This is a genomic window from Phyllobacterium sp. (genome assembly GCF_037994405.1).
Classification (GTDB): Bacteria; Pseudomonadota; Alphaproteobacteria; order Rhizobiales; family Rhizobiaceae; genus Phyllobacterium.
Window position 1 is genome coordinate 1 of sequence record NZ_JBBNAN010000433.1, and the last position, 16,639, is coordinate 16,639.

At 54.8% G+C, this 16,639-nt stretch carries 17 protein-coding genes; 10 read left to right on the forward strand and 7 right to left on the reverse strand.

Annotated elements, in window-relative coordinates; genetic code table 11:
- Positions 1–266: 266 nt before the first annotated feature.
- Entirely contained in the window at positions 267–647 is a 381-nt protein-coding gene (locus tag AAAC48_RS23305) for a DUF971 domain-containing protein (protein ID WP_340656471.1), read from the reverse strand.
- A gap of 191 nt (positions 648–838) precedes the next feature.
- On the opposite strand from AAAC48_RS23305, the gene moaA reads away from it, so the two are divergent.
- The 8 genes from moaA to AAAC48_RS23345 all read left to right on the forward strand — a co-directional run bounded on the left by moaA (position 839) and on the right by AAAC48_RS23345 (position 7,352).
- The gene (gene moaA / locus AAAC48_RS23310) at positions 839–1,828 is read left to right on the forward strand and encodes a GTP 3',8-cyclase MoaA (protein WP_340656472.1); all 990 of its coding nucleotides are present in this window, start codon (positions 839–841) and stop codon (positions 1,826–1,828) included.
- 101 nt (positions 1,829–1,929) lie between these two features.
- On the forward strand, positions 1,930–2,862 hold the full coding sequence (locus AAAC48_RS23315) for a DMT family transporter (RefSeq protein WP_340656473.1): 933 nt from the start codon (positions 1,930–1,932) through the stop codon (positions 2,860–2,862).
- 1 nt (position 2,863) lies between these two features.
- Complete coding sequence (gene mobA, locus AAAC48_RS23320) at positions 2,864–3,493, forward strand: molybdenum cofactor guanylyltransferase MobA (RefSeq protein WP_340656474.1); 630 nt, start codon at positions 2,864–2,866, stop codon at positions 3,491–3,493.
- Positions 3,490–4,005: a molybdopterin-guanine dinucleotide biosynthesis protein B gene (mobB, locus tag AAAC48_RS23325; protein WP_340656475.1), complete on the forward strand. Its 516-nt coding sequence runs from the start codon at positions 3,490–3,492 to the stop codon at positions 4,003–4,005. The genes mobA and mobB overlap by 4 nt, the downstream gene beginning before the upstream one ends.
- 233 nt (positions 4,006–4,238) lie before the next feature.
- Positions 4,239–5,030, forward strand: coding sequence for an ABC transporter substrate-binding protein (locus AAAC48_RS23330; RefSeq protein WP_340656476.1), 792 nt, complete (start codon positions 4,239–4,241; stop codon positions 5,028–5,030).
- 129 nt (positions 5,031–5,159) lie between these two features.
- Complete coding sequence (locus tag AAAC48_RS23335; RefSeq protein ID WP_340656477.1) at positions 5,160–5,873, forward strand: ABC transporter permease; 714 nt, start codon at positions 5,160–5,162, stop codon at positions 5,871–5,873.
- Positions 5,870–6,706, forward strand: a complete 837-nt coding sequence (locus tag AAAC48_RS23340; RefSeq protein ID WP_340656478.1) for an ABC transporter permease — start codon at positions 5,870–5,872, stop codon at positions 6,704–6,706. The genes AAAC48_RS23335 and AAAC48_RS23340 overlap by 4 nt, the downstream gene beginning before the upstream one ends.
- 25 nt (positions 6,707–6,731) lie before the next feature.
- Entirely contained in the window at positions 6,732–7,352 is a 621-nt protein-coding gene (locus tag AAAC48_RS23345; RefSeq protein WP_340656479.1) for a glutathione S-transferase, read from the forward strand.
- A gap of 351 nt (positions 7,353–7,703) precedes the next feature.
- On the opposite strand, the gene AAAC48_RS23350 is transcribed toward AAAC48_RS23345, so the two are convergent.
- On the reverse strand, positions 7,704–10,163 hold the full coding sequence (locus AAAC48_RS23350; RefSeq protein ID WP_340656480.1) for a penicillin acylase family protein: 2,460 nt from the start codon (positions 10,161–10,163) through the stop codon (positions 7,704–7,706).
- Positions 10,164–10,227: 64 nt separating this feature from the next.
- On the opposite strand from AAAC48_RS23350, the gene AAAC48_RS23355 reads away from it, so the two are divergent.
- Positions 10,228–11,097, forward strand: a complete 870-nt coding sequence (locus AAAC48_RS23355; protein WP_340656481.1) for an NAD(P)-dependent oxidoreductase — start codon at positions 10,228–10,230, stop codon at positions 11,095–11,097.
- Positions 11,098–11,129: 32 nt separating this feature from the next.
- On the opposite strand, the gene AAAC48_RS23360 is transcribed toward AAAC48_RS23355, so the two are convergent.
- From AAAC48_RS23360 to AAAC48_RS23375, 4 genes are all read right to left on the reverse strand, one after another.
- The gene (locus AAAC48_RS23360; protein WP_224492462.1) at positions 11,130–11,609 is read right to left on the reverse strand and encodes an Lrp/AsnC family transcriptional regulator; all 480 of its coding nucleotides are present in this window, start codon (positions 11,607–11,609) and stop codon (positions 11,130–11,132) included.
- 206 nt (positions 11,610–11,815) lie between these two features.
- Positions 11,816–12,445 (reverse strand): uracil-DNA glycosylase family protein, encoded by a 630-nt coding sequence (locus AAAC48_RS23365; protein WP_340656482.1) that lies wholly within the window; start codon positions 12,443–12,445, stop codon positions 11,816–11,818.
- Between the two features lie 2 nt (positions 12,446–12,447).
- Positions 12,448–13,059: a glutathione S-transferase gene (locus AAAC48_RS23370; RefSeq protein WP_340656483.1), complete on the reverse strand. Its 612-nt coding sequence runs from the start codon at positions 13,057–13,059 to the stop codon at positions 12,448–12,450.
- A complete protein-coding gene (locus tag AAAC48_RS23375; RefSeq protein ID WP_340656485.1) occupies positions 13,056–13,619 on the reverse strand; it encodes a thermonuclease family protein in 564 nt (187 codons plus the stop codon). Before AAAC48_RS23375 ends, AAAC48_RS23370 begins: the two co-directional genes overlap by 4 nt.
- A 247-nt stretch (positions 13,620–13,866) precedes the next feature.
- Here AAAC48_RS23375 and AAAC48_RS23380 point away from each other — a divergent pair, with 247 nt between their 5' ends.
- On the forward strand, positions 13,867–15,390 hold the full coding sequence (locus AAAC48_RS23380; protein ID WP_340656484.1) for a HAMP domain-containing sensor histidine kinase: 1,524 nt from the start codon (positions 13,867–13,869) through the stop codon (positions 15,388–15,390).
- A 45-nt stretch (positions 15,391–15,435) separates the two neighbouring features.
- Here AAAC48_RS23380 and cobT read toward each other — a convergent pair whose 3' ends face one another.
- A complete protein-coding gene (gene cobT, locus AAAC48_RS23385; protein WP_340656486.1) occupies positions 15,436–16,455 on the reverse strand; it encodes a nicotinate-nucleotide--dimethylbenzimidazole phosphoribosyltransferase in 1,020 nt (339 codons plus the stop codon).
- Positions 16,456–16,639: the final 184 nt, after the last annotated feature.

The following is a 16,639-nucleotide window of genomic DNA, read 5'->3' on the forward strand; positions in this document are numbered from 1 at the left end:
TTGATAAGCTGTTCCGTAATATTATTTTATATTAGATAGTTATGATATCTAGGTGTATTCCACTCTGATCAATACTCAAAATGATATCATGATAATTATATTCGTCACACGCAACAATACATATAAATTTTAATAAATACTTATACGAATATTCGCGCGCACCGCTGTAGATATGCTTCACTTTTTGTGGACGACACCGCAGAAACTATTGCAATACCTCTGTACGAAAGTGGATATCGGCACGTGGGTTGTTGTCCTAAGGTAAATCAGTGAGATCTCCGCGGAACGATCGGCTCGCGGCTCAGGCCCTTTTCCGAAAGTTCGTCGAGATAGGCCTGCCAGCGCGTGTCCCTGTTGCGGCCAAGGTCGATCAGATAATCCCAACTGAACAGCCCCGTATCGTGCATGTCGTCAAAGACAATGCGGACCGCGTAATTTCCGACTGGCTCCAGCCTGATGATCTCGACATTCATTTTACCGGGCACGGTAACCCGTTGTTCAGGGGAATGTCCCTGCACTTCTGCTGACGGAGAGGCAACCCGCAAGAGTTCTGCTGCAAGCACATAGCTTTCGCCATTGTCGAAGGAGACCGTCAGCGACCGCCGATCCTTGCTCACACGCAATTCTTTGGGCCAGGCATTTGTCATGGTGTATAATCCTCGTTTGCGCACTTCTGTAAGCCCCGCTCATGAAGGCTGCAAGCGGTCACTGACAGAGTTCGGAAATGCTCGCTTGTCCTGGTGACTGGACAAGTGTTTGCCGGCATCCTATCTCTGGAGGAGGAGGAAGCCCTTTGGACCACGTGGCATTGCTAGACAGAACAACATCACAACCACCAATGATCGATCCATTCGGGCGAACGATCAGCTATCTGCGTGTTTCCGTGACGGATCGCTGCGATTTCCGCTGTACCTATTGCATGTCGGAACATATGACGTTCCTCCCCAAGAAGGACTTGCTGACTCTCGAAGAGCTGGATCGGCTTTGCACGACCTTCATCGAAAGAGGCGTGAAAAAACTGCGCCTGACCGGTGGTGAACCGCTTGTGCGCAAGAATATCATGCATCTGATTGGCGAACTTTCCCGTCACTTGCAATCCGGCGCACTTGAAGAGTTGACGCTAACCACCAATGGCTCGCAACTGGCGCGCTATGCTCACGAGCTGGCTGGCCACGGCGTCAAGCGCATCAATGTTTCGCTCGATACGCTTGATCCGGATAAATTCCGCGCCATCACCCGCTGGGGCGATTTCAACCGCGTCATGGAAGGTATTGATGCCGCACAGGATGCCGGCCTCAAAATCAAGCTGAATGCCGTCGCCCTAAAGGGTTTCAACGATCACGAGATTCCGGAAATGATCCGCTGGGCACATGGGCGCGGCATGGATCTGACGCTCATCGAAACAATGCCGATGGGCGAAATCGACCTTGACCGCACCGATCAGTACTTGCCGCTGTCGTTGCTTCGAGCAAAGCTCAGCGAGCAATTCACCCTGGAAGATATCGCATACAAGACCGGCGGCCCTGCCCGCTATGTCGAGGTGAAGGAGACCGGCGGCCGCGTCGGCTTCATCACCCCAATGACGCATAATTTCTGCGAGAGCTGCAATCGGGTTCGCCTGACCTGCACTGGTACACTCTATATGTGCCTCGGACAGGAAGATGCCGCTGATTTGCGCGAACCGCTGCGTGCATCGGAAGCCGATGAACTCCTGAACAATGCCATTGATGAAGCTATCGGCCGCAAGCCCAAGGGCCATGATTTCATCATCGATCGCCGGCACAATCGCCCGGCTGTCTCCCGCCATATGAGCGTTACCGGCGGCTAATCCGTCGTTTGCCGTTACAAACATTCCGAATGCGTTGAGCGACGCAGGTTGATATATCAACTTATGCGATTCTGGAGGAGAATCGCAGCACTCATTCGGAAATGACGATCTTGGCGCTATCTCCCAATTTGCGTGGCAGTTTATACATGGCCATCGGCATGGCCAGTTTCACGTTCAATGATGCGACGGTGAAGTTTGTCGCCGAGCACATGAATATGGGTCAGGTCATGCTGGTGCGCGGATCGATCGCCACTGTGCTGATCCTGGCTCTCGCCTTGCACAAGGGCATGCTGATACCGCTGCGCGAAGCACTCCATAAAATGACCATTCTGCGGGTTATCGGCGAAGTCGTCGGCACAGTCAGCTTTCTTGTCGCGCTCGTTCACGTCCCGCTTGCTTTGACATCGGCGATCCTGCAGGCATTGCCCTTGGTTGTAACCATGGGCGCGGCCATGTTTTTTGGCGAGCCCGTTGGTTGGCGGCGGTGGGTCGCGATCTTCGTCGGCTTTGCCGGCGTGCTCATCATAGTAAGGCCCGGCAATGATGGCGCGAGCCCCTATCTCCTTCTGATCATTATCACCGTCATCTTTGCCGCGCTCCGTGATCTCGCAACCCGCAAAGTACCGCGAACCATTCCCGTTCTCATGATTTCCGCACTGACGTCAGTGGGCGTTTCACTGGCTGGAGTGGCAATGATCAGTCCGCTTGGTGGCTGGACCCCGATGACGCTGACAAATACGTTGCTTCTTACGCTTGCAGCCTGCTGCGTCATCATAGCCTATCATTTTATCATCCTCGCAATGCGTGAAGGCGAAATTTCATTTGTTGCGCCTTTCCGCTACACCAGCCTGATCTGGGCGATCCTTCTAGGCTTCCTGTTCTTCGGCGATCTTCCCGACCTCCCGATGATCATCGGCTCTATCATCGTCATTGGCAGCGGGCTTTACACGCTCTACCGTGAGCGCATTGTTGGCCGCATGAAACCAGTGGCGCTCACGGCGCAAGCGGCAACAACATCGCCTGATGGAGTGTAATGTGCGGATTGCAGGCATAATCCTGGCAGGTGGGCAATCCCGCCGCATGGATGGAAGAGACAAGGCATTGTTGCCCTTCGGCGATCGGCGCCTGATCGACCATATTCACGAACGCCTGTCGCGCCAGATCGACACCATCGCGTTAAACAGCAATGGCGATCCGGGGAGCTTCAGAAATTTGCATGTGCCGGTAATACCCGACGACATCGCCGGCTTTGCCGGACCGCTCGCCGGAATTCTGGCGGCAATGGAATGGGCCGACAATCAGGCAACACCTTTCTCGCACATCCTGACTGTGGCGACCGATACGCCTTTCTTCCCCGATGACCTTGTCCACACGCTTCGCCACTCGATCGCCGACACACCTGGCCATATAGGCGTGGCCGCCTCCGGCAACAGACTGCATCCGGTGTTCGGGCTCTGGCCGGTCGTTCTGAAGTCCGATCTTCGCCATTGGCTAAGCGATGACAAAAATCGACGCGTCCTTGCCTGGATCGAGGGCCATCCTCACAGCATTGCGGAATTTCCCATTGTTACGACTCAGATGGGCGCATCCTTTGATCCATTCTTCAACATCAATACGCCGCAGGATATTGTCGACGCACGGCAAAGATGGATTACGACGCAATGAACGCCAAGCATCGCATTTTCGGCATCACTGGCTGGAAAAATTCGGGAAAGACCACACTGACGGTCAAACTCGTCAGTGAACTGACGCGGCGGGGGTGGAAGGTTTCGACAATCAAACATGCCCATCACGATTTTGATATTGACAAAGAGGGGACGGATTCCTGGCGCCATCGGAAAGCCGGCGCAGGCGAAGTCGCCATTGTCTCGGATCAGCGTTGGGCACTGATGCATGAACTGGCGGCCGAGAGCGAACCGACGCTCGCTGATATTATTGCCCGTTTCGCCCCATGTGACCTTGTGCTGGTCGAAGGTTACAAGCGCGAGCATCACAAGAAAATCGAGACCAGGAGGCGAGAAGGCAGATCGGGGGAAGCCCTGGCTCCAAATGATCCTACCATTGTAGCGATCGCCAGTGACTACGCCATATCGGGGGAGCCAATTCCTGTCTATGACCTCGATGATGTTCCCGGCCTGGCAGATCTGATTGAACGCCAGATGGGGCTTTCCCGATAGGCGCGCCAGAAAATAACGTTTCAAGCGGAACGTGCGCAACAAAAGTATATGAGGCAAAATAATTTTGTGGTTTTGCCCTTTGGATTCGTTCGGTGACGCACGATTCTCGGTTGCATTTGGCCGAAAACTAGTGGGAATATCCGTGCCAGTAGCAGTGGAACACTGCGACTTGCCCGGAAGGCTGTCCAAAAGAACAGGGGAACAGCCGGGCCATAAAAGAGAGGTTCAAATAAATGCGTATCACCAAGCGTCTCGCACTCGCGATTTCCGCTGCGGCCCTAGCCTTCACTATGGGTGCGGCCCACGCAGAGGACGCCCTCAACCTGACAATCGCGTCCGAAGGAGCTTATCCGCCCTTCAACAACCTGACGCCGGATGGCAAGCTGGAAGGCTTCGACATTGATATCGGCAATGCTCTTTGCGAAGAAATGAAAGCCAAGTGCAAGTGGGTATCGCAGGACTGGGACGGCATGATCCCGGCGCTGCAGGCTGGGAAGTTCGACGCGATCATTGCGTCCATGTCGATCACGCCGGAGCGACTGGAGAAGGTCGACTTCTCCAAGAAGTACTACAATACGCCACCCGCTATCGTCGTGCCGAAGGATTCCGATATCAAGGATATCACCCCGGAAGCGCTGAAAGGTAAGACTCTCGGCGTTCAGGGATCGACCAGCCATTCCAACTTCGCCGAGGCCAAATATAGCGGCTCCGATATCAAGATGTACCCGACCGCTGACGAGTACAAACTCGATATCTCGAACGGTCGTATCGACGCCGTCATGGACGATGTGGTTGTGCTCGGCCAGTGGCTCGATAGCGATGCCGGCAAATGCTGCAAGCTCCTCGGTACGATTACGCCCGACCCTGCAATTCATGGACCAGGCGCAGGCGTGACGGTCAAGAAGGGCAATACGGCCCTTGCCGACAAGTTCACCACGGCCATCGCAGCTATTCGCAAGAACGGAAAGTACAAGGAAATCAACGACAAGTACTTCAAGATCGACGTCTACGGCGGCGAGGATTGAGCCGACCGCGCTGACTTGATAAGAAATGTAGATGGCGGCAAGCCGCCATCTACGCCATGAAATTCAAAAAATGACGGGCTGGCTTGAAAAAGAGCCTGGGGAATAGCCCGCAAGACACGAAAGTTGCCTATGGAAGGCTCAATAGCGTTACTTGGTTTTGGCGAAGGCGGATGGGGCCTGAGCATCGCCAGCGGTGTTCTCGTAACCGTTAGTTTGGCACTCGCAACATTGCCGGTCGGACTTGTAATCGGCTTCTTCGTTGCGCTCGGCAAACAATCGTCGGAACCGTCGGTTAAGCTTGCCGCAAACATGTACACAACGATTTTCCGCGGTTTGCCCGAACTGCTCACCCTGTTCGTGGTTTATTTCGGTGCGCAGATCGGTATCCAGAAGCTGGGCCAACTCCTCGGTTACGACGGCACGATCGAGATCAATTCATTTATTGCCGGCATGTTCGCGCTTGGTGTGGTGTTTTCATCCTATGCGAGCGAAGTGTTCCTTTCGGCATTTCGCGCCATCCCGAAAGGCCAGTATGAAGGCGGTTACGCCATTGGCCTGTCGAACGGTCAAACGATGCGCAAGGTTATCCTTCCGCAGTTGATCCGTATTGCTCTTCCCGGCCTCGCCAATCTCTGGATGATCCTGCTCAAGGATACCGCGCTTGTGTCTGCCATCGGACTTGCGGATATATTGCGGCAGACGGGCGTTGCCGCACGCGTCACAAAACACGCCTTTCTCTTTTATGGCACGGCCTGCATGATTTATCTCATGCTCGCCATCCTCTCATCCTTTGTTATTGACGCCATTGAACGCCGGTCGGCAAAGAGTGGAGCAAAGCGATGACAGAAAGTTTCATCAATGCGCGAACACCAGCGGTCTTGCGTCCGCCAGCACCACCCAGAAGATGGACCCGAACACGTGTGATCGGCCATCTGCTCGTCGCCATCTGGGCCGCACTGATTATTGGGCTACTCGTTTATCTTTACAGTGCATGGAACATCGAGCTCATAAAGAAATACGGACCGACATACCTTAGTGGACTGAAGACCACGATCGGCCTTGTTGGTTCCTCGATCGTACTCGGTTCACTGATATCGATACCGGTAGCCTTGGGCCGAATGAGCAAGAACCGCATCGCTTCATCGATTGCCTATGCCTATGTCTATTTCTTTCGGGGAACGCCGCTGATTGCGCAGGTGTTTCTGATCTACTACGGCCTCGGATCGTTCAAGACGCACCTCGAGGCGGTTGGGCTCTGGGTGTTTTTCCGCGACGCGTGGTATTGTGCGCTGTTGGCATTTGCTCTCAATACGGCGGCCTACCAGGCTGAAATATTGCGTGGCGCCATTCGCAGTGTGCCACTGGGGCAATGGGAAGGTGCGGCATCACTGGGCGTTTCCAAGTTCGTTACCTTCTGGAAGGTTATTTTACCACAGGCCTTGATCGTAGCGTTGCGGCCCTACGGCAACGAGGTGATCTTGATGATCAAGGGTTCGGCAATCGTTGCCCTTATTACCGTCTATGATCTCATGGGCTATACGAGACTTGCTTACTCGCGAACCTTCGATTTTCAGGCTTATCTCTGGGCAGCAATCATCTATCTGATTTTGGTGGAAATTCTGCGCCATATCTGGGATTGGTTGGAGCGGCGTATCACACGCCATCTGATACGATAGAAACAAATCCACCGAAAGCTGTACCATGCTGAAGATCTGGGGCCGGACAAACTCGAACAACGTCAAGAAGGCTCTCTGGGCTGCTGAGGAAGTCGGCGTCCCATACGAAAATATTCCAGCTGGCGGGGCATTCGGGATCGTATCCGATCCTGAGTATCGGGCGAAGAACCCCAATGGATTGGTTCCGACGCTGGAAGACAAGGATCTGGTGCTTTGGGAGAGCAATACGATCGTTCGCTACCTTGCTGCGCAATACGGTCAATCGACACTGTATATCGATGATGCCGCGGCTAGGGCCAAGGCAGAAAGGTGGATGGACTGGACAACATCTACGCTCGCCACCCCTTTTCGGGATGTCTTTTGGAATATTGTCCGCCTGACACCCGACAAACAGGACCGCGCGGCCAAGGAAAAGGGCATTCAGGACTGCAGCAAATTATTTGCCATCGTTGATGCGGCTCTCGCTTCGCAACCTTATCTCTCAGGCGATAAATTCGGTGTGGGCGATATTCCGCTAGGTTGCTTCGCCTATGCCTGGCTCGAAATGCCTATCGAACGACCCGATCATCCGCACCTTGTGGCCTGGTATGAACGCTTGACGCAACGCCCTGCGTTTCAAAAGGCAGTGATGATCCCGCTTACTTGAGCGGGATTTGATTTGTCCTAGGGTCAGGATCTATTACTAGGATCGAAATGGCGCCCTGAAACGGCAAGAAGATACATGCGCAGCTTCATTCATTGGAGCATGGTCTCGTCCGAAAAGTCTGACAACTTTTCGGGACCATGCTCCAAGAGGCGTGAGGGGCGGGGTCTTTTCCCCGGCCGAACGGTTCGACACGTGAGCTTGCAGCCGTTTCGGCGTCCGCAGGATAGGGTCTTTTCGCCCGGCTACGTCGTCGCAAAGGCTCGACAATGGATAAACATTGCCATCGCCTCTGCTCCTCGTATCCGAACGAAAAGCCAAATACCATTTCGAGCAGATTAACAGGTTCTGACCCTAATCTCTTGGCTTCAAACGCCACACGCCTAACAGGCCGTCCTCGTAGCCCTTCTCGTCGGTCGAAATGGTGATTGCTTCGTCATTGGCCCATTTCTGCGCAAAGTCACGATAATTGGCCGAGAAGACATTTCCTGATTGGCCGGTCGTCTGGATATAGGTGGAGCGGTTCAGATCAGCGAGATCGAATAGACCGCGATAGCTGGTCCCATGGGTTATCCGGTACGGATTGCTTTCGTCGGTGAACGACGACTTGCCACGATTGAGCGCAAAAGCACCGCCTGATGCTGGCACCGTTACATTGAACAGCTGGTCGAGCGGGCTGACTTGCGAAAACGGCCGATGTGCCCCGTAGGCATAGTGCAACGACCCCCAGTTCCATTTCGATCGGTCCGAACCCAAGCGCGTATCCAGGTCCTTGACCGCATCGCCAAGCGCCAAAGCGAGAATATCGCTGCAGCTTTCTTTCTCCGGCGTGCGCCGATCATCGCACCAGTCGCGCGCCGGATTTGGTCCGAGCCAACGCAACATGGCGTCCACGTGGCCCTGCCAATAGGATGGGAAGGCATCACCAAGATCATCTTCGAGAATTCGCTTCGTTGCCATTCTCAGCCAGGCATTGAACAGCAACGGCTCGATGCGCGCGCGGTCTTCCACAAAATCCCACGAATTCAACTGTTTGAGGATGTCCAGATCCACATCGCTGCGGCCTTCCACCAGCTTGAGCATAATTGGAAGCAAGGCGGCATAGCCATTTTCGTACGCATCACCTTGCACCTTGCGATTGGTTTCGAGTGTTTGCTGGCTTGCACCATAAATGAGCGTCCTGATCCTCTCAAAGCGCCAGGGCTCATCCCAATCGAAGGTGAGGAAGTGCGGGTAATTCGCATCGACTATCTTTGTATTGGCCGTCGCCAGTACACCTGCCGCAGGATTACTGGTTCGCGGTAGTTCGTCGTAAGGAAGATAGCCCTTCCAATCATAAGTTGCATCCCAGCCCGGAGACGGCGCACGGCCCATGATCTGGTTGGCCGGGTCACGCACAGGCACCCTGCCCGGTGCGATCAGGCCGATATTGCCTTCAACATCGGCGATGACGATCGACTGCATCGGTGTAACGAAATCGCGCATTCCATTCTGAAAATCCGCGAGGCTGGCAAAATCCCAAAGCTTCAGACCCGCAGAAATCGTTCTGTCGTCACCGGCCAGAGCCGTCCATGACAATGATGCAACCGTGCCATCCGGAAGATAATGATCGAGGCCGCGATAATCTGCGGGTAACACAGGACCATGACGTGTGACCAACCGGTCGAAATCGACCGTATCGCCGCCTTTGACTTTGATCGACACGCTCGTCTTCTCAAATGCCTGAAAGCCTTGCGGTGTCTGATATTCATTCGGGTTACCAGGATTGATCCTTTCGACAAAGATGTCCTGAACATCCGAGCCAGTATTGGTGAAGCCCCACGCCACCTTGTCGTTTCGACCGAGCAGGACCAATGGCGCGCCCGGCAAGGTCACGCCGACGAGGTTCTTTGACGAACCATCAGCATTCTTCACCTGAAGGTGCGCGAGATACCAGATCGCAGGTGCGGAAAGTCCGAGGTGCGGATCATTGGCGAGGATGGGTTTTCCGGTCTCGGTTCGCGCACCACCCACAACCCAGTTGTTTGAAGCGCCGGAAGACATGATTTCATTCAGTGACGCATATTGCCGTTCGTCCTCCACGGCGCCTGCTCTGAGCGTCCCGCTTGGCAAGCCAAGCACCTGCCGCAGATCCGGCAAGGGCGGGGGTGTGTCATCCATCACTGGCGGTTCCAAATCGGTGATCTCCGCATCGCTCATGCCAAGCCGGGCAAATTTCAAGCGCAACACTTCGTCATCGATGTTGGCAGCAAGTGACACGGACATCAGTTTCAACGTCACGATCACGTCGGCTGCCGTCCACTTTTCTGGCGCATGGCCGAGGATCACGAACTCAGGTGAATATTTGGAGCCGAACGTGGGCCCCGCGCTATCAATGAATGCGTTGATCCCATGTACATAGGCGTCGATCTTCTTGCGGTCCGCATCATCGAGCGATGCCACAGAGCTTTCGGCCGATTCGTAAAGGCCGATCGACCGGATGAAGCGATCGGTGAATACGGTCTTGTCGCCGAAAAGTTCGGACAAGCGGCCCTGCCCCGCCATCCGGTTTATTTCCATTTGCCAAAGGCGTTCCTGCGCATGAACGAAGCCAAGGGCCGTCAGGACGTCCTCAACAGAACTGCCGCTGATATGCGGGACGGCATTCTTGTCGCGGGTGATCGTCACTGGTGCAGACAGCTCCGCAAGGGTCATCTCGCCGGTTGCCGGCGTGACCGAGCGTGCGAGCCAAACGTAACCAAGGACCGAAGCGAGTAACGCGATGGGGATGAGGGAGAAAACAATCCACAATAGGCCTTTGATGATCCGCCGCATTGTCCTAACGTCCCCCGATCCGGATACTCAACACAATGTCCTATCTGACAGAGGAAGCTACGCAATGGCAACAGTCGCTTTTATTGGTCTTGGCGTCATGGGATACCCGATGGCGGGTCATCTCAAATCACGCGGCGACCATGACGTTACGGTCTTCAACCGTAGCAGCGAGAAAGCAAAAAAGTGGGCCGAGCAGTTCAAGGGCGCTTATGCACCAACTCCGAAGGAGGCTGCAGCAGATAAGGATTTCGTCTTTTCCTGCGTCGGCAATGACGATGACCTGCGCTCGGTGACGATCGGTGAGAATGGTGCTTTTCATTCAATGAAGAAAGGCGCGATTTTTATCGACAACACGACCGCCTCCGCTGAAGTTGCGCGTGAACTGGACGCGGAGGCCCGCAAGAAAGGCATTCATTTTCTAGATGCTCCAGTCTCAGGCGGGCAGGCCGGTGCCGAAAATGGCACACTCACGGTCATGGTGGGCGGCGAGCAAGCTGCATTTGATAGAGCAAAGCCTGTCATCGAGTCCTTTGCCAAGATGGTCGGCCTGATGGGCCCTGCGGGGGCTGGGCAATTGACTAAGATGATCAACCAGATCTGCATCGCCGGCCTTGTCCAGGGTCTCGCGGAGGGCATTCATTTTGGCAAGCGCGCTGGCCTCGATATCGAAAAGGTCATCGAAGTTATATCAAAGGGTGCTGCCGGTTCGTGGCAGATGGAAAACCGTCACAAGACCATGAATGCCGGAAAATATGATTTCGGGTTTGCCGTCGACTGGATGCGCAAGGACCTCGGCATCTGCCTCGCAGAGGCCGATCGCAACAACGCCAAGTTGCCGGTCACTGCTCTGGTCGATCAATTCTATAAGGACGTGCAGACCATGGGCGGCAATCGTTGGGATACATCGTCGCTTCTAGCACGTCTGGAGAAGTAGCAAGTAGCCAGAAGGACCCGGTCTGGAAGGTTTCAGGCCGGTTCCTTCTCAATGCTCATATAATCGAGCGGGAGTTCCGTTGTATATTTGATCTGCTCCATGGCAAAAGCAGACGATACGTCACGGATATCGATCTTGGTGATGAGGCGCTTGTAGACTGCGTCATAGGCGGCAATGTCCGGCACGACGACCCGCAGGAGATAATCCACGTCGCCGCTCATGCGATAGAATTCAACCACTTCCGGGAATTCCTGCACAACTTCTGAGAAGCGCTTCAGCCATTCATTGCTGTGCGAACCGGTGCGGATGGAGACGAAAACGGTCACCCTCGTATTGACCCGAACCGGGTCCAGAATGGCGACACGGCGCTGGATCACGCCATCTTCTTCCAGCTTCTGGATGCGGCGCCAGCAAGGAGTTGTCGAAAGCCCGACTTTTTTGGCGACATCAGCCACCGCAAGCGTTGCATCTTCCTGAAGGAGGCGAAGGATTTTTCGGTCGAGTCTGTCCATCTTTTGTCATCCTTTACTGCGCCGCGCGTCCTTTGGGCACGCAAAGGACGCAGTAACACTTTGAATCTTCGCATAGTCCTTTCCAAAACCAATTCCTGTTTTGGGGTTACGCGTTGGAATGGGATACTTTATGGTCCGATAATCAATGAGCGTACAAGAAAATTATTCCAATCTTTTCAAATATCAAAAAAATTTCATCCTGACAGCTAGGAAATTAGAATTCTGACCTTCTCTCGCAATATAGGGAGAACGTTCTCCGCGAACCATGGATTCTTCTTCAACCAGACGTTGTTGCGCCAAGAAGGATGCGGCAAGGGGAGAATGGATGGGCCGGCGTCCGCTTCGAAATACTCGCGCCAGCTACGAACGGTGTCCGTCATATTGCCTCGACGGCGGCGCCCGAGATGATAGGCCTGCGCATATTGGCCGATCGTAAGGATGAGCTCGATCTGCGGCATGGATTGAAACACACGGCCATGCCACGTCTCGCGACATTCACGCCGCGGCGCCAGATCCCCGCCATGCGCGTCATAACCTGGAAAGCAGAACCCCATGGGTACGATCGCAAATTTATCCGGGTTATAGAATGTCTCCCGATCGACACCGAGCCAATCACGCAACCGGACTCCGGAAGGATCGTTGAACGGCAAACCGGAGTTGTGTACGCGAATGCCCGGCGCCTGCCCACAAATGACGATGCGGGCAGTTGAAGAGACGACGCAGACCGGATTGGGCTCGTCCGGTAAGGGCGGACCATAACGCGGCGCGTCCCGGCAAATCCGGCATGCTTTTATTCCGGCCGACAAAGCAGCGAGAGTTGGCGATGAGGAAGACACGATCAGGCCTTGGCGCTAGGCCGGCTCGATATGTCGGCATGCCAGCGTCGGAGACTGACGAGCTCCTCCGGAATCTGGATCTTCGCCGGCTTCAGGAAATCAATACCCACCAGCAGCGTGATGTCGGCAATCGAAAATTCCCTGCCGGCGATGAATTCATTCCTCGCGAGCTGGTCATCCATGATTTTCATGTAAGCCACGGCTTTGGGACGGTTCGCCTCACCCCAGGCTGGCACTTGCGGTATCTCCCACTCGACCATCGCCGGGTGCGTATGCCGGAAGGCTGCAGTTACTGCAGCGAGGAGATAAAGCTCGACACGCCGGTTCCACATTTCGACCTGTGCCTTGCCGACTGCGCCCCTGCCGAACAATGGCGGTTCCGGATAGAGCTCCTCGAAATAACGTGAGATTGCAACGGATTCAGTAAGCACTGTGCCATCATCGAGTTCGAGTATCGGCAGGCGCTGGAATGGATTGAGCGCAGTGATCGCTGCAGATTTGTGTCCCATGGCCGCCATATCGACTGGTACCAATGGCACTTCGATGCCTTTCTCAGCCAGGAAAATGCGCATGCGGCGCGGATTGGGTGCGCGTCCACCATCGTACAATTTCACCAGAGTTCTCCCAGTACGCGATTCATCCAGTCGACAAACTGATCGACCAAGTCTGCCGACCGATTGGGTTGTTGTTGCGGCGGTTCACGCAACGCCTCCTGTTTCTTCCGCCACTCCTGAGGTGCCTCGAACGCCCCGGCCCATAGTCCTTTCTTTTCGCTACGAGCTTGCATTTCGGCATCATGATAATCGCCATAAGCGATCGCTTGTCCAGTCTGGACCATCGCGCGATTGAGGTTCTCGTTACCGATGAAGCAAGTTGCGAGGCCGCGATTATACTTGTCATGGCCGTCGCTGGCACATCGCACCTCCCTTCCCCCAATCAGCCGGATCAAAGCCTGCCGTGAGGCTTGGCCGCAAGGGCTGAGCGCCGAAGCAGTGCCGCAACTTTGGGTAAGTTCCGGTGCGTCTATGCCCTTTAGCCGAATATGGTTGCCGGCGATCGAGATCGTATCGCCATCAATGACATAGGCTTTGCCTATGAGAGGCTCCAAGGGTTCTGGCTTGTTGAGCTTGGCCACCAACAGTGCCACCAAGGCAAAGAAGATCGCCATCAGCACGAAATCCAACGCTTTACGAGCAAACGAGCGTGGCGCCGATGCCGGACGCCGCCATCTGCGGCGATATCTTTGATAACTCCCTGTCATCGACGATTCACGGAAAAATGGTGCCTCACAAATAGCTTCAAGTCTCCAGAATCGATTCGATTCTTCCCATTCGATTTGATGCTCTATTAATCATTTATGAATAGGCTTGCGCTGCAATGCTGCCACAAGTGCAGATCTATGGCCATCTGGAACGAGGCGCATGGCATTACTCGACGCAACCAGTGCAGACAAGAATATCGTTGATCGCCGCAAGTTGCCGCGCAACAAGGATCTGTCGGCTGTTATGCGTGGCGCCCGCGACCGGTTGATGGAACGCACCGGCATCAATCATTTCGAACGCGAACTGTTGTTCATGCACACGCGGGCTCTCATCGTAAACGCGGCAACGATCCCGCTTTTGATCGCCATGATTGCCATTATCGGTGCCATCTCGGGCTTTGGTAAAGGCATTATTTTATGGGCCGCCCTTACAATTTGCCTCTACGCCGTCCTCGGGCTTGTAGCGCGCCATCTCGCGAAACAAGGAATTGCCAACGAGCAAATAAGGCAATGGCAGCTGATTTATCTCGGTGGTCATTTCATCACAAGCTTGGGTTGGGCCTATTTCGCCTATCTCGATTGCGCAAGCTGCGGTATCGGCCTGTTCCCAGTTGTCAAGGCTGTGGTGCTCATCCTCGCCATGGCTATCACAGCGATCGTTTCATCGGCTTTGCGAGCAGCCATCCTGGCTGCTTTCACACTGCCGGTAATTACCTATACGCTCCTTGCATCCAACCACCTGGATAACCCGCTTCTGGCAATCATGGTTGTGATGCTCTTTGCCGGCCTCGTGTTTTTCTATCTCGTTGCAGCGCGGCTAAACCGATCCGTCGCAGTTACCCTGGCTCTCCAGGCAGAGAAGGATGCCCTGATCGCCGAGCTAGAGACGGCGAATGCCATGTCCGACGAAGGCAGACGGCGAGCAGAAGAAGCCAACCTGGCCAAGTCGCGCTTCCTCGCCTCGATGAGCCATGAGCTGCGCACGCCGCTCAACGCCATTCTTGGCTTCTCGGAGGTCATGGCCAAGGAAGTGCTCGGCCCTATCCAGAATGGGACATATCGCGAATATGCCAGCGACATTCACGCGTCAGGTGAACATCTGCTCAATTTGATCAATGAGATTCTCGATTTGAGTCGCATCGAAGCCGGTCGGTATACGATCAATGAAGAGCCGGTGCTGCTGACCGACATTGCCAATGAATGCATCCATATGATGAACCTGAAAGCCCGCAACAAGGACATCAGTCTCATCCCGCAATTCGAAACGGGGATGCTGCGGCTCAAGGCCGATGAGCGTTCAATCCGCCAAATTCTGCTTAATCTCATGTCCAATGCTGTGAAGTTCACCCCACCGAACGGCAAGATTTATGTCAAGGTAGGATGGACAGTAGGCGGCGGTCAATACATCTCCGTTCGCGACAACGGCCCCGGAATTCCTCCTGAGGAAATCCCGGTTGTGCTTTCGGCTTTCGGTCAGGGATCGATCGCGATCAAGAACGCCGAGCAGGGAACTGGACTTGGCCTTCCCATCGTACAAGCCCTAGTCCATATCCATGATGGCGACTTTCATCTCTTCTCCAAACTGCGCGAGGGTACCGAGGCACTCGCAACATTCCCCCGCAGTCGCGTCATCCAGAGCACACGTACAAAGCTGAAAAATCCTGCACAGCAACGAGCTGCGTAGAACACTAAAGCTAAACAAACAGGCCCGCTTTTGCGGGCCTTTTCCTTAATCGCGATTGCTGACACCCGCTTGGTCGAATGTCGCCATGCCACTGTGGCACAACGCTGCCGCCTTGACGATGCCTGCCGCCAGCGCGGCACCCGTACCCTCGCCTAGCCGCATGCCGAGATCGAGAAGCGGCTTCTTGCCGAGTTTCTCCAGGACCTTGCGATGGCCCGGTTCTGCCGACACATGACCGAACAGGCAATGGTCAATCGCTCCGGGATTGGCCGCATGCAAAATTGCCGCCGCAGCCGTTGCAACATATCCATCGACAATGACCGGAATCTTTTCGATGCGCGTCGCGAGAATGGCACCGGTCATCGCCGCAATTTCGCGGCCACCGAGACGCCGCAGAACTTCCAGCGGATCTTTCAGGTGTGATGCGTGCAGCGCGACTGCGGTGCGAACCGCATCAGCCTTGCGCTTCAGGCCTTCACTGTTGGCGCCGGTGCCGGGACCAACCCAATCTTCCGCCACTCCACCATAGAGCCCGTGGAAGATAGCAGCAGCAATCGTCGTATTGCCGATGCCCATTTCACCGATGCACAGCAGATCGGTCCCGCCAGCAATGGATTCCATACCGAATGCCATTGTCGCGGCGCAGGTTTTTTCGTCCATCGCTGCTTCTTCGGTAATATCCGCAGTCGGATATTCGAGCGCAAGATCAAAGACCTTCAGACCGAGATCATGAGCGATGCAGATCTGGTTGATGGCAGCGCCACCGGCGGCGAAATTCTCGACCATCTGCGCCGTGACAGATGAGGGATAGGGCGAAACTCCCTTGGCGGTGACGCCATGATTGCCAGCGAACACCGCAACGAGCGGACGTGTTACCTGCGGGCGTGAACGTCCGGTCCACGCGGCAAGCCATTCGACAATCTCCTCCATGCGTCCAAGGGCACCCGGCGGCTTGGTCAGCGTCGCATCGCGCTTGCGCACGGCGGCGATAGCAGCCTCATCAGGTCCGGGCAATGTCTCAATCAGAGTGCGAAAATCGTCAAACGGCAGGCCAGTGGTCATGATATCCCTTGCAATCAAGTCTTCATGGCAAATAGGTCGTAAACGCACGAATGGGGTCGAAATGGTATTTGGCTTTTCGTTCGGATACGAGGAGCAAAGGGACAAGAAATGTTTATGCATTTTCGAGGCTTTGCGACGACGTAGCCGGGCGAAAGGACCGTATCCTGCGGCCGCCGAAACGGCTGCA

Excerpts from the sequence above, each read along its gene's own strand:
- AAAC48_RS23305 (WP_340656471.1), bottom strand. The coding sequence starts at position 647 with ATGACAAATGCCTGGCCCAAAGAATTGCGTGTGAGCAAGGATCGGCGG.
- moaA (WP_340656472.1), top strand. The coding sequence starts at position 839 with ATGATCGATCCATTCGGGCGAACGATCAGCTATCTGCGTGTTTCCGTG.
- AAAC48_RS23315 (WP_340656473.1), top strand. The coding sequence starts at position 1,930 with ATGACGATCTTGGCGCTATCTCCCAATTTGCGTGGCAGTTTATACATG.
- mobB (WP_340656475.1), top strand. The coding sequence starts at position 3,490 with ATGAACGCCAAGCATCGCATTTTCGGCATCACTGGCTGGAAAAATTCG.
- AAAC48_RS23330 (WP_340656476.1), top strand. The coding sequence starts at position 4,239 with ATGCGTATCACCAAGCGTCTCGCACTCGCGATTTCCGCTGCGGCCCTA.
- AAAC48_RS23335 (WP_340656477.1), top strand. The coding sequence starts at position 5,160 with ATGGAAGGCTCAATAGCGTTACTTGGTTTTGGCGAAGGCGGATGGGGC.
- AAAC48_RS23340 (WP_340656478.1), top strand. The coding sequence starts at position 5,870 with ATGACAGAAAGTTTCATCAATGCGCGAACACCAGCGGTCTTGCGTCCG.
- AAAC48_RS23345 (WP_340656479.1), top strand. The coding sequence starts at position 6,732 with ATGCTGAAGATCTGGGGCCGGACAAACTCGAACAACGTCAAGAAGGCT.
- AAAC48_RS23350 (WP_340656480.1), bottom strand. The coding sequence starts at position 10,163 with ATGCGGCGGATCATCAAAGGCCTATTGTGGATTGTTTTCTCCCTCATC.
- AAAC48_RS23355 (WP_340656481.1), top strand. The coding sequence starts at position 10,228 with ATGGCAACAGTCGCTTTTATTGGTCTTGGCGTCATGGGATACCCGATG.
- AAAC48_RS23360 (WP_224492462.1), bottom strand. The coding sequence starts at position 11,609 with ATGGACAGACTCGACCGAAAAATCCTTCGCCTCCTTCAGGAAGATGCA.
- AAAC48_RS23380 (WP_340656484.1), top strand. The coding sequence starts at position 13,867 with ATGGCATTACTCGACGCAACCAGTGCAGACAAGAATATCGTTGATCGC.